This window comes from Stenotrophomonas sp. GL_101, assembly GCF_057835675.1.
Genome location: NZ_CM174432.1, coordinates 2,192,192 through 2,204,624, shown reverse-complemented (window position 1 = coordinate 2,204,624; position 12,433 = coordinate 2,192,192). Strand labels below are relative to the sequence as shown.

12 protein-coding genes and 1 pseudogene are annotated in these 12,433 nt (G+C 66.3%); 3 read left to right on the top strand and 10 right to left on the bottom strand.

The genetic code is table 11. The features are described from left to right. Positions 1-3: 3 nt before the first annotated feature. The 6 genes and pseudogenes from AC3IR9_RS09890 to proP form a co-directional block, all read right to left on the bottom strand. Positions 4-333: a thioredoxin family protein gene (locus AC3IR9_RS09890; RefSeq protein ID WP_489295552.1), complete on the bottom strand. Its 330-nt coding sequence runs from the start codon at positions 331-333 to the stop codon at positions 4-6. Next, positions 330-749, bottom strand: a pseudogene (locus tag AC3IR9_RS09885) (baeRF12 domain-containing protein). Before AC3IR9_RS09885 ends, AC3IR9_RS09890 begins: the two are co-directional and overlap by 4 nt. Positions 750-863: 114 nt before the next feature. Further along, positions 864-1,493: an ATPase gene (locus AC3IR9_RS09880; protein ID WP_489295551.1), complete on the bottom strand. Its 630-nt coding sequence runs from the start codon at positions 1,491-1,493 to the stop codon at positions 864-866. A gap of 3 nt (positions 1,494-1,496) precedes the next feature. Continuing rightward, entirely contained in the window at positions 1,497-1,835 is a 339-nt protein-coding gene (locus AC3IR9_RS09875; RefSeq protein WP_489295550.1) for a type II toxin-antitoxin system prevent-host-death family antitoxin, read from the bottom strand. Between the two features lie 134 nt (positions 1,836-1,969). After that, on the bottom strand, positions 1,970-4,321 hold the full coding sequence (locus AC3IR9_RS09870) for a GH92 family glycosyl hydrolase (protein ID WP_489295549.1): 2,352 nt from the start codon (positions 4,319-4,321) through the stop codon (positions 1,970-1,972). A 150-nt stretch (positions 4,322-4,471) separates the two neighbouring features. After that, the gene (gene proP / locus AC3IR9_RS09865; RefSeq protein ID WP_489295548.1) at positions 4,472-5,959 is read right to left on the bottom strand and encodes a glycine betaine/L-proline transporter ProP; all 1,488 of its coding nucleotides are present in this window, start codon (positions 5,957-5,959) and stop codon (positions 4,472-4,474) included. A 410-nt stretch (positions 5,960-6,369) separates the two neighbouring features. On the opposite strand from proP, the gene AC3IR9_RS09860 reads away from it, so the two are divergent. The 3 genes from AC3IR9_RS09860 (at position 6,370) to AC3IR9_RS09850 (ending at position 9,505) form a co-directional block, all read left to right on the top strand. Continuing rightward, complete coding sequence (locus tag AC3IR9_RS09860) at positions 6,370-6,903, top strand: hypothetical protein (RefSeq protein ID WP_489295547.1); 534 nt, start codon at positions 6,370-6,372, stop codon at positions 6,901-6,903. Between the two features lie 632 nt (positions 6,904-7,535). Further along, a complete protein-coding gene (locus tag AC3IR9_RS09855; RefSeq protein ID WP_489295546.1) occupies positions 7,536-7,964 on the top strand; it encodes a PAS domain-containing protein in 429 nt (142 codons plus the stop codon). Next, on the top strand, positions 7,964-9,505 hold the full coding sequence (locus AC3IR9_RS09850; protein WP_489295545.1) for a flavodoxin domain-containing protein: 1,542 nt from the start codon (positions 7,964-7,966) through the stop codon (positions 9,503-9,505). The genes AC3IR9_RS09855 and AC3IR9_RS09850 overlap by 1 nt, the downstream gene beginning before the upstream one ends. A gap of 46 nt (positions 9,506-9,551) precedes the next feature. On the opposite strand, the gene AC3IR9_RS09845 is transcribed toward AC3IR9_RS09850, so the two are convergent. From AC3IR9_RS09845 to AC3IR9_RS09830, 4 genes are read right to left on the bottom strand one after another with little or no spacing between them, the layout of a single operon-like run. After that, positions 9,552-10,214, bottom strand: a complete 663-nt coding sequence (locus AC3IR9_RS09845) for a sulfate/molybdate ABC transporter ATP-binding protein (RefSeq protein ID WP_489295544.1) — start codon at positions 10,212-10,214, stop codon at positions 9,552-9,554. Continuing rightward, on the bottom strand, positions 10,204-10,881 hold the full coding sequence (gene modB / locus AC3IR9_RS09840) for a molybdate ABC transporter permease subunit (protein ID WP_489295781.1): 678 nt from the start codon (positions 10,879-10,881) through the stop codon (positions 10,204-10,206). Before modB ends, AC3IR9_RS09845 begins: the two co-directional genes overlap by 11 nt. A 10-nt stretch (positions 10,882-10,891) precedes the next feature. Beyond that, the gene (gene modA, locus AC3IR9_RS09835; RefSeq protein ID WP_489295543.1) at positions 10,892-11,632 is read right to left on the bottom strand and encodes a molybdate ABC transporter substrate-binding protein; all 741 of its coding nucleotides are present in this window, start codon (positions 11,630-11,632) and stop codon (positions 10,892-10,894) included. Positions 11,633-11,655: 23 nt separating this feature from the next. Further along, positions 11,656-12,429: a helix-turn-helix domain-containing protein gene (locus tag AC3IR9_RS09830; RefSeq protein WP_489295542.1), complete on the bottom strand. Its 774-nt coding sequence runs from the start codon at positions 12,427-12,429 to the stop codon at positions 11,656-11,658. Positions 12,430-12,433: the final 4 nt, after the last annotated feature.

Here is a 12,433-nt window from a genome sequence, read left to right as displayed (position 1 = left end):
GTGTCAGGCGTGCTGCAGCGCTTCATCGAGCACGGCAAGATCGGCGCGCTCGCGAGGCCGGACGCGTCGCGCGACTTCCTGCCCATCGCGTAGCAGGATCAGGGTGGGCCAGAGCTTGACCGCGAACGAGCGTCCCAGCGGACGACCCTTGCCGTCCTCGATCTTCAGATGCGGGACGTCGGCGTGCGCGTCGAACCATTCCTTCACGACCAGTTGCGCGCCGCTGCAATGCGGGCACCACGGTGCACCGAACTCGACCAGCTGCCATCCCGTGCCGGCCTCGGTCGTGGCACGGGACGGCTCCTGTTCGGCATAGTCGCCGGTATAGCTCATCGGGGTTGCTCAAGCGCCCGCTGGATGTCTTCAAGCGGCGCGTTGGTGAGATCCTTGGCCAGGTCGGCAAGCAGCCGGGCCTGGACTTCCTTGTGCAACTGCGGACGGATGCGGCCGAGCGTCTGCGGGTCGGCGATCAATACCAGATGGGCATAACGATTGTTGAGCGCATCTTCGTTCAACTGGGTGGCCAGCTGCTTGGCGAAGGTAGCCTCGTTCAACTGCGCGATGCTCATGTCCTGCGGCATCGAACCGGACGGCCCCTGCCCGGATACGCCCTGCGCACTGATGTCCTGGACCTTCAGCTCATCGTGCTACTTGAGCTGCAGGGTACGGCCGCTGCCGACGTTGGTGAACACGCGGGCCGAGCCGCCGTCCGCAACGACGATCAGGGTGCCTTCGGGAATGTTCTGCATCGTGGACTCCTTGGGGGAAAACGGGCCGCCAGTGCGCCCGATCTCCACGGTAGGCAGAGGCATGTAAGCGCGGTGCATACGGATGTGTTCGTCATGTATGCAGCGCCCCCGGTGTTACGCAGCGCTGGCGTGCAGCTCCATGGCGCGCATCACGATCGGCTTGGCCCAATCCGGGGTCAATAGCAATTGGGCCACCGATACCGGGTAGTGCAGGCCCTGGCGGTCCACATGCAGCAACGGCATCGGCTCTGCATGGCCCTGCGCATCCAACGGCGCGCTGTTGTCGTAGACCTGCAGCTCGGCCAGGTGCGGCAGCAGCGCCAACAGGTTATCGCGCGAGGCATCGTAGCGGGCGTGGATCTTGTCGTGCGGAATATCGTGACCACCGGCCGCCACGCGCGCGGCCACCCGGTCGATGTGCAGTTGCACGCTGTCCAGCCCACAGAACCAGATGGCCACCTCGTGGGTGTCGCACGCCTCACGCAGCAGCCGCGCGATGGTGGTGCCGCCGAGGGTGGTTTCAAAGGCGAAATCAGTTCCGTCGGCCATGGCCTGGCGGAGCCGGCGCGCGCCTTCATGCCAGGCGGCGGAGTTGGCGTGTTCGGCCGCCCAGCCTGCCTCGACCAAGGCCCGGGTGAAGGAATCGGGGTTGAACCAGGTCAGGCCCTCGGCCTCCAGCCACGTGCCCAGCAGGGAACTCTTGCCGGCGCCATTGACGCCGGCCAGCACCAGAATCTGCCCCATCGATCAGAGCGACTTGCCGGGAGTGATCTTGCCGCGCCGCATCGGCTGGCCCAGCACCTTGCCCAGCCCGGCGGCGCTGTTGAGACTGGCCAACTGCACGTCGAACTGCGCACGCAGGCGTTCCAGCTCGCCGCCGCGCTCATCGCTGTCGGCTTCGGCAGCCTTGGCGAGCAGTTCCTGGTAGGCCTTGATGTCCACGATCACCGCTTCGGGGTGGTTGTGGTTGGTGATCACCAGGGCCTGCTTTTCGCGCACGGTGCGCATCAGGCTGGGCCAGCCGCGGGTTTTCACCGAGGAGGCAGTGGCCTTTTCAAGGCCGGGCAGATCCAGTGGCAGGGTCATGGCAAGCTCCAGCGCGTGGGATACGGGGCTAATAATACCCCTTTTGGCTAAATTGGGCATTAATCCCATTTTCCCGCGCAACCCGCCCCGGGGATGCCCCGGAACCCTCGCCCGGCAAGGGTTCTTCAGGTTGCTCAGGGCGACATCGAGTACGCCGCCGCAGCGCCCTGCCCCGGCCAGGCCTTGTTCGGCTCGGCCTGCATGGTGAATGTCAGTTCGCCGCCGGCCAGGATCTCGGCGTGGCGCAGGAACGTGCGCTGCAGCGGTTTGCCGTTGAGGGTCACGCTGCCCACGTAGGTGTGGTTGTCGTCCAGCCCGTTGGCCACGATGGTGAAGGTCTTGCCGTTGGGCAGGCGCAGCACGGACCTGGGCAGGAACGGGCGGCCCAGGATGTACTCACCACTGCCCGGCGCCACCGGGTAGAAGCCCAGCGCGGTGAACACATACCACGCCGACATCTGGCCCATATCATCATTGCCGGCCAGGCCATCGGGGCGGTCGGCATACTGGGTATCCATGATCTGTTTCAGCCGGGCCTGGGTGCGCCACGGCTGGCCGGCATGCGCATACAGATAGGCCACGTGGTGACTGGGCTCGTTGCCGTGCGCATACCAGCCGATCAGGCCGGTGATGTCTTCCATATGCTCGAAGATGGCCGGGTCCACCTTGGCCTCGAACACATCATCCAACCGTGCCAGCAGCTTGTCGGTGCCGCCGTGGGCGGCGGCCAGCCCGGCCACGTCCTGCGGCACATACCAGGAATACTGCCAGGCGTTGCCTTCGGTGTAGTCGGTGCCGTAGCCGCTGGCGCTGGGGTCGAAGGGCTCGCGGAAGCTGCCATCGCGCTTGCGTGCGCGCATGAAACCGGTGTCCTTGTCGAACGCGTTGCGCCAGTTGCCCGCCCGCTTGTCGAAGGTCGCGGCGACCCCGGTGTTGCCCATCGCCTGCGCCATGCGCGCGATGGTCCAGTCGTCAAAGGCGTACTCCAGTGTCTTGCTGGCCGCTTCACCTTCCTCATCGATCGGCACGTAGCCCAGTTCGCGGTACTGCGCGATGCCATCGTACGGGCCGTAGTTGGCGGTCTGCACCATGGCCTGCAACGCCTTGTCCGCATCGAAGCCACGGATGCCCTTCACGTAGGCATCGGCGATCACCGGCACCGCGTGGTAGCCGATCATGCACCAGTCTTCCAGGCCGTGGAACGACCACACCGGCAGCATGCCGTAGGGGCTGTGCTCGTGGTGGGCCAGCATCGAATTGATGAAGTCGCTGTTGCGCTTCTCCGGCTGCACCAGGGTCAGCAGCGGGTGCAGCGCCCGGTAGGTGTCCCACAGCGAGAAGGTGGAGTAGTTGGTGTAACCGGTGGCTTTGTGCACGGCGTTGTCCGAACCGCGGTACTGGCCGTCGGCATCCATGAACAGCGTCGGCCCAAGCATGGTGTGGTACAGCGCGGTGTAGGCGCTGCGGCGCGCGTGTTCGGGCGCGTCGATGTCGAGCACCGACAGCGCCTCGGACCATTGCTGCTTCGCCTGCGCACGCACGCGGTCGAAATCGAAATCAGCGACTTCGGCATCCAGGTTGGCGATGGCGCCGGCTTCGCTTACCGGCGAAATGGCCACCTTGACCACCAGCGGCGCATCCAGTTTTCCGAACTCGAAGGTGCCGACCAACTGCTTCCCTTCAATCTGGGCGCGTTGCGCCGGGTCTTTCTCGCCCGGCGGCGGGAAGCCCTTGTAGGCGATGTCCTTCTCGGTGCTGTGCAGTTCGTGGCGGGATAGCGGGCGCGAGAACCGCATCGCGAAATACACCTGCCGACCCGGTGCCCAGCCGCGGGTTTCGCGGAAGCCGGTGACGGTACCGTCGTCGCGCACGCGTACCCGCGACCACAGGATCTTGCCCGGGTAGTCGTACATGCTGGTGCGCATGTCCAGCAGCAGCTTGGCATCGGCACCCTTGGGGAAGGCATAACGATGCACGCCGACGCGGGCGCTGGTGGTCAATTCGGCACGCACCTTGTAGTCGTCCAGGGTGACCGCGTAATAGCCCGGCTCGGCCTTTTCATCAGCATGCCGGAAGCGCGACGCGTAGCCACTGCGCGGCTTATCGGGATCGCCGCGCTCCAGCCCGGGGCTGCCAGTGAACGGCATCACCAGGATGTCGCCCAGGTCGGAATGGCCGGTGCCGGAAAAATGCGTGTGCGAGAAGCCGACGATGCTGCTGTCGTCGTAACGGTAGCCGGCCGCCCAGCCGTAGGCCTTCTCGCGCGGCTGGATGCGCGTGTCCGGGCTGAGCTGGACCATGCCGAACGGCACCGTCGCGCCGGGGTAGGTATGCCCTTCACCGCCGGTGCCGATGAAGGGGTCGACCGAGGCATAGGCCTTGTCGGCGGCGGACTGCGCAGGCGCGGCCACCGCCAGGCCAGAGGCGAACATCGCCGTGGCGGCGAGAGCGATCAGGAGACGACGGTCCGGCGTAGGCATCGGCATTTGGATCGATTCAGATGATGATTTGATCCTAGCACCACCGTCGCATCGCCGCATGCTGCGCTGCGACGGGCACTGGTGGCGCCGGGACTTGCCCGGCGCTACGCATTGCGTCACCCGCGACTTTCCGATCATCCATTGCCGCCCCACGTCTCAGGCCGGGCGCACGTCGTCGGGCACCGCCGCCTCGGGTAGCATCGGTTGGGCATCATCGACGGTCATCAACGCATCGCTGCGCAGCAGCGCCCGCGCTTCGGCCTCGCTGGCCACCGCCGGCGGCGAGCCGCGCAGCGGCAGGCGCGCGGTTTCGGTGACGAACAGCATGGTGATGATGCCGATCACCGCCGCGCCCATCAGGTAGTACGCCGGCACCAGCGGGTCGCCGGTGCGCTCCACCAGCCAGGCGGTGACCAGCGGCGTGGTGCCGCCAAACAGCGAGACCGACACGTTGAAGGCAATCGACAGCGCGCTGTAGCGCACCGGCGTGTAGAACAACGCAGGCAGCGTGGACGGCATCGAACTGGTGAAACACACCAGCGCGATGCCCAGCAGCATCAGCCCCAGGAAAATCAGCCAGTCATTGCCCGTGCCGATCAGTTTCAGGCACGGAATGGCCAGCGCGAACAGCGCGATGCAGGCGCCGATGATCATCGGGCGGCGCCCCAGCTTGTCGCTGAACAATCCGCCGATCACGTTGAGCGGCATCATCACCAGCATCACGATGATGATCAGCAGCAGACCCTTGCTTTCGGCGTAGCCCATGGTGACGCTGAGGTAGCTGGGCATGTAGGTCAGCAGCATGTAGTCGGTGACGTTGAACACCAGCACCAGGCCCACGCACTTGAGCAGCTGCGGCCAATGCACGCGGAACAATGCACCCAGGCCGGGACGCTCGTGGTCACGCTTGTCGGCTTCTTCGGCATAGGCGCGGAACGCCGGGGTCTCTTCCAGTTTCATCCGCATGTACAGGCCCAGCAGGCCCAGCGGCCCGGCCACCAGGAACGGAATGCGCCAGCCCCAGTCCAGCATCTGCGCGTTGCTCAGGGCCATGTGCAGCGCGGTGACGGTCGCCGCGCCGGCGATATAGCCGCCCAGCGTGCCGAACTCCAGCCAGCTGCCCATCAGGCCGCGGTTGCGGTCGGTGGAGTACTCGGCGATGAAGGTAGCCGCGCCGCCATACTCGCCGCCGGTGGAGAAGCCCTGCACCAGCCGCGCCAGCAACAGCAGCGCCGGTGCCCAGATGCCGATGCGCGCATAGGAGGGAATCAGGCCGATGCTGAAGGTGCCCAGCGCCATCAGGATCATGGTGAACGCCAGCACTTTCTGGCGTCCGTATTTGTCGCCCAGCGGCCCGAACACCATGCCGCCCAGCGGACGAACCAGGAAGGCCACGGTGAAGGTAGCGAAGGTGGCGATCAGCTGTGCGGTGGGATTGCTGGACGGAAAGAACACCTGCCCCAGGGTGACGGCAAGATAGCCGTACACACCGAAATCGAACCACTCCATCGCATTGCCGAGGGCGGCGGCACCCACCGCCTTCTTGAGCATCGGGCGATCAACAACGGTCACTTCATCCACCTGGACGTGGCGTCGGCGTTTGAACCAGCCGAAATGGGCGTGTGCGGCATGCAGATCCTGCATTCTGCTTTCTCCTGGAAGCATGGCCATCGCAACGCCCAGGGGCCCGCGCACGGCACAGGCAGAAACCGCCTCGAAAAGAACGCGGCACGATGCGCGAAGAGGGGTGACAACGGACGCTTCCCGGACGGCCGCGTGGAATGCCACGGCGCTGCAGAAAGGATGACCGGGATACGGGCAATGGCCCGGGTCAATGGTCAAGCGAGCCATGTTACTACACATTGAAAATGTGATCCTAATCTCATCTTCACATGGCCGCGCACTCTACGCCGCTGCGCCCTTCCGGGCACAGATCCATCGCTACCCACAACGGCCAGAGAATCATGCAGAATCCGCACGCTGGCGCGACGTGCTTTACACGGACAGTGCGCCCGGCATCCACCGCAAGCACGCACATCACTCCACGAGGCACCATGTCGATCAAGACCCACTCCCTTTGCGCCGCCCTGCTCTGCCTGATCGCCCCGCTGGCCGCGCAGGCACAGGACAGCAGCGCCGCCACCCTGTCGCGCCTGCTGGAGTGCAAACTCACCGCCGCGCAGGTGGCCGCCTTCACCGACAGCATCAACGCCGAGGAAATCACCGACTTCGCCCATGCCGGCTCGGCCGCCTCGGGCGATGCCGCGCTGAGCCTGTGGAAGAGCGATGCCCCGATCACCGCCTGGGGGGAAAGCTCGGACCTGGTGCAGCTGTCCAGCACCACCGAAATGCTGCTGGCCTTCAAGGTTGCACCCGGTCAGGAACTGGCACGCGGCAAAGCCATCGTCGATCGCATCGGCGGCATGTCGCCGCGCCCGGACCAGGCGGCGATGGAAGAAACCTACGGCTGGAAAGGCATGGACTACCGCAAGGCGCTGGGCGACAACCGCAACGCGCGGGTGCTGCTGGACCTGAGCTATTCGCCGGGCTGGGTCACCGTGGGCTGCGCATACGGCGACATCCTGTAACGCTCCGGCCAAGACCTCTGCACGCGGCGCGGGAAGCGATTCCCGCGCCTTTTTCATGCTCTTCCCGTTTGCGATCTGCGTCACCACCAACGGTGGTGACCTACCTATCGCGTCACCACCGTTGGTGGTGACCTACCTACCGCATCACCACCAACGGTGGTGACCCACCCGGGCAGAGGGATAGTGACACCCGCGCTCGAGCATGCCGGCGGCCGAACCAGACCCGCAGATCCACGCCATGCGTGGATGCTGCCCTTGACATACCGCAAGCCGAGCCCCTTGGCGGCCGGCAGGTCCTTGGCAAAATAAAGGAGGAGGTGACGGCCGCAGGCCGGCGCCGGGGGACATTTGCGAAAGGGCCTGCCGGCCGCCAAGGGGCCCCGGACGCTCGCGCCACGCCCGAACGAAGCCACGCACCCGCTCGCGACTGTCGCCCTTGTGGAAAGACTCCGCCCGCCAAACGGAAGAAGCGCTTCTCAAGTGCGACGCAATGTCGCAGCAACTCCAAAGCGCGGCTTGATCTTTGTCATGGTCGCCCGCGCGCGCCAGGCCGATCCTGTACTGGACACAACGTCAACGCGGCACCGGCAATGCCGACACCGCACCCACTGCACCGCCCCAAGGATCCCGCCATGAGCTACGCCCCCGACAACACCCAGCTGCTGACCGCCCTGCAGAACGTCATGGTGATCTCCACCACCGACCTGCAGGGCAACATCACCTATGCCAACGACCTGTTCTGCACCCTGACCGGGTTCAAGCGCGAAGAGCTGATCGGCCAACCGCACAGCATGGTCCGCCACCCGGACGTGCCCAAAGCGGTCTACAAGGACATGTGGGACACCATCAAGGCCGGCAAAAGCTGGACCGGGATCGTGCCCAACATCGGCAAAGGCGGCGTACTTTACGTGGTCGATACCACCGTGCAGCCGCTGTTCGACGCCAACGGCGCCATCACCTCCTACATCAGCATCCGTCGCGTGGTGAATGACCTGATGGCCAACTTCGACGCCGTGGAGTTCAGCAAGGAAAAGTTCGACGACTTCTACGACGCCGCCTGATGAACGCCGCCGCGCCGATCCAACGCGTGCTGGTCGGGTACGGCTCCGAGTCCGGCAACGCCCGCGCCCTGGCCCATCGCCTGGGCGCGTTCCCGGCCCTGCAGCAGCATGCACCGCAGGTAGTCTGCTTCGATGCCATCGACGTAGGCACACTCGGCGCCGGCGATGTACTGCTGGCCTTGTCCAGCTCATTTGGCGACGGCGAACCGCCGGCCAATGGCGAGCGCTTCATTGAAGCGCTGCGCCAGCGCCCTGCGCTGCCCGGCCTGCGTTATGCGGTGTTTGGGCTGGGCGATACGGGGTATCCGCGCTTCTGTGGATTCACCAAGGCGCTGGATGCCCTGCTGGGCGAGCGCCAGGCGCTGCCGATCATGCACCGGGTCGACGCCGACGCCGGCTACCCGCACTTCTTCGAGCGCTGGGCGCCGGTACTGGGCGAGGTGCTGGCGGGCAACCCTGCCGCCGGGCAGGACCTGCACCTGCAGGTGACCGCCTACGCCGAAGACAACGCCTTTGCCGCCCCCATCGTGGAACGCCGGCGCCTCAACAGCAGCGACCCGGCAGCCTGGCATGTCGAGCTGGACCTGCGTGGCAGCGGTATCGCCTACCAGGCCGGCGACACCCTGCACGTGGTGGCCGGCAACGACCCCGCCCTGCTGCAGGCGTTGGTGCGCTGGTACGGCCAGGGCGAGGCGGCCGAGCTGCTGGCCGGCAAGGAACTGCGGCGACTGGGCAAGACGCTGCTGCGCGAACTGGCCAGACTGGGCGGCAGTGAGGTGCTGAAAGGCCTGTTGAAATCCAGCCAGCGCCAGGCGCTGGAGGACTACCTGCATGGCGCGGACCTGCTGGACGTGCTGCAGGACCATGCCACCCCTACCACCGTGCCGCTGGCGCGCCTGCTCGACCTGCTGTCACCGTGCCTGCCGCGGGCGTATTCGATCGCCTCGGCCGCCGGCAACGAACGGGTGGCGTTGTGCATCCGCGAGATCCGCTACACCCGCAACGGGCGCGAGCGGCGCGGCACGGCTACCGGCTGGCTGCTGGATGGCGATGGTAGCGCCCGTGTGTACGTGCGCTCCAATCCCGGATTCCACCTGCCCGCCGATGCCGACAGCCCGTTGCTGCTGGTGGGTACCGGCACCGGTATCGCGCCGTTGATGGGGCTGCTGCGGGAACTGGCGTTGGCCGTGCAGCGCCGCGAGGTGCACCTGGTGTTTGGGGAGAAGCAGCGTGAGCACGATTTCCTGTACCGCGAGCAGCTGGAAAGCTGGCAGGGTGAGGGGCGGTTGCAATCGCTGCATACCGCGTTCTCGCGCGATGGTGCGGCCAAGTACTACGTGCAGCATGCGTTGGCCGACCGGGCTGAAACGGTGCGTGCGCTGATCGCGCGCGGGGCGCATGTGTATGTGTGTGGCAACAAGCAGCATCTGGAGGGGGCGGTGCAGGCGGCGATCGATGCGCTGGTGCCGGGTGATGGCGAAACAGCAGGAGCGTGGGCGGCGTTGCAGGAGCAAGGGCGCCTGCACTGCGAGTTGTACTGAGGTCTGGTTGCCGGGCAGAGCCCGGCATTGCGTTTTCAGCCCCGCGTTACGCCACCCTGCCCTCGTGCATGTGGACCACCTGCTGGCCGAACACGGCAACGTCTTCCGGGTCGTGGCTGATCAACAGCAGCGGGATGCCGGCCTGGTCGAGCACCGCCTCCAGTTCACGGCGCAGGTGCGCGCGCAGGTCGTGATCGAGCGCGGCAAACGGCTCATCCAGCAACAATGCCTGCGGCTGGGTCACCAACGCCCGGGCCAGGGCGGTGCGTTGGCGCTGGCCACCGGACAGCTGCTGTGGCAAGGCGTCGGCAACATGGTCGATACGCAATGCGTGCAGCCACTTTTCCACCGCGTCGATACGCTGGCCGCGGCCCGGGTTCAACCAGCCGCGCGCCAGCCCGAAAGCCACGTTCTGGCGCAGGGTCAAATGCGGGAACAACGCGTAGTCCTGGAACACGTAGCCGATATGGCGCTGCTGCGGGGCCAGGTCGATCTTTTCCGCGGCCGAAAACAAGGTGCGGTCCAGCAGCCGGATCCGGCCCTGCGCGGGTTTCAGCAGCCCCGCCACCGCTTTCAGGGTAAGGCTCTTGCCGGCACCGGACGGCCCGAACAGCACCACGTTGCGCTGCGTGCACTGCAGCGTCACCTGCAGCTCGAACACCTGCTGTGCGGCCTGCAGACGGCGCTGGATGTCGACTTCAAGCCACATCGCGCAGCGCCCGTTGATGGCGGCCAACCAGCCGCGCGGCGACCAGCAGCACCACGATGCAGACCACCGAGGTCAGCAGCACCAGTACATTGGCCTTGTCGTCCTGCCCAGCCTGTACCGCTTCATAGATGGCAATGGAGAGGGTCTGGGTGCGGCCGGGGATGCTGCCGGCCACCATCATGGTCGCCCCGAACTCGCCCATCGCACGGGCAAACGCCAGCAACAACCCAGCCAGGATGCCGCGCCACGCCAACGGCAGCGATACGCGGAAGAACAGCGCCGCCTCCGATACGCCCAACGTGCGCGCGGCCTGCTCCAGCTGCCCGTCCACGCCTTCAAACGCGGCACGCGCCGGCTTGAACACCAGCGGCAGCGAGGCGATCGCCGCGGCGATTACCGCCGCCTGCCAGGTAAACACCAGGTTGATGTTGAAGCTGGCTTGCAGCCAGGCGCCGAGCGGCCCGTTGCGGCCGATCACCACCAGCAGGTAGTAGCCCAGCACGGTGGGCGGCAGCACCATCGGCAGGGTCAACAGCGAATCCAGCAGCTCGCGCCCGGGAAACCGGCGGCGGGCCAGCAGCGCGCCCAATGACACGCCCAGCACCAGGTTGATCGCCGTGGCCCACCCGGCAACCTTCAGTGACAGCGTCAGCGCGCTCCAGTCCAGGACGGCGTGCTCAGGGCTGGCTGAAGCCGTAGCGGCGCAGGATGGCCTGCCCCGCTGGCGACTGCACGAAGGCGATGAAGCGGCGTGCCTCGGTTGCGCGAGGGCTGCCGCGCACCGCTGCCAGCGGATAGGTGATGCCACCGTCCACCGGTACCTGGAAGGCGCGCTTGACCCGGCCGGGCATCGCCTGCGCATCGGTGGCGTAGACAAAGCCGGCATCCACTTCACCGCGCGCCACGTAGTCCAGCGACTGGCGCACGTTCTGGGTGGTGATCGCCTTGGCCTGCACCGTCGGCCACAGCCTGGCCTGCTCCAATGCACCGCGGGCGTAACGTCCCACCGGCACGCTGTCTGGGTTGCCGATCGCCACCCGCTGCACGGCCGGGGCGGCCAATGCGGCCAGGGACGTCGGCACGGCCTTGGCCGCCGGCGGCACCACCACCCACAACTGGTTGGCGGCAAACACCGCGCGCGTGGCCGGGTCCACCAGCTGCTGGGTCACGGCCTGGTTCATGGTTGGCTCGTCGGCCGAGGCGAACACATCCACCGGTGCGCCGCGCGCGATCTGCTGCAGCAGTACGCCGGAGGCGGCGAAATTGAGGTCGACCTTGCTGCCCGGGTTGGCCTGCTCATAGGCGCGGGCGATGTCACGGAAACTCTCGGTGAGGCTGGACGCCGCCGACACCGTCAACTCCGCCGCGCTCAATGCACCGGAGAGGCAAAGTGCTAGTAAACCCATCAACACACGCATGGTGATTCTCCGTGGGGTGAACATCAGGCGGGGTCCTCGTCGCTGTGCGCGGCCGCCATCGCCGCCAAACGCTCAGGCTGCAGCAGCAGGATTTCGCGCTGTTTGACCGCGATGATCCCATCATCGGCCAGCCGCCGCAGCACCCGGCTGGCGGTTTCCGGCGCCATGCGCAGGTAGTTGGCAATCTCGGTACGGTTCATCATCAGATTGAAGCGCACCGCCGAGAACCCGCGCCGCGCGTAACGTTCGGACATGTCCACCAGGAAGGCGGCCATGCGCTCCTCGGTGCGGTGGTTGGCCGCCAGCAAGGCCACCTTGCCGATCTCGGCACTGAGCAGGCTGAACAGCTTGGCCTGCAGGCCCGGCATGCGGCTGGCCAACAGGCTCATCTTGGGAAAGGAGATCCGGCACAGGTGCACCGTATCCAGCGCTACCGCATTGCACGGGTAACGGGCGCCGTGGATGGCGTTGAGCCCGATCACCTCGCCCGGCAGGCTGAAGCCGAGCACCTGCTCATTGCCCTGGCTGTCATCGACGAAGGTCTTGACCATGCCGGCACGGACCGCGGCGATTGAATCGAACGCCTCGCCGGCGCGGAAGATCACCTCGCCTGCGTGGTACGGCCCGACGTGGTCCACCAGCACGTGCAACTCGGACAGCGCAGTCTTGTCGTAGCCCTGCGAGATGCAGGCATCGGAGAACGCACAGGTGCTGCAGAAACGCAGCGAATCGCCATCGTCGGCGGCAGCCGGGTTCGGCGCGGCGTGGCCGCTGCGGGGAGGCGATGGAAGCGACATCGTC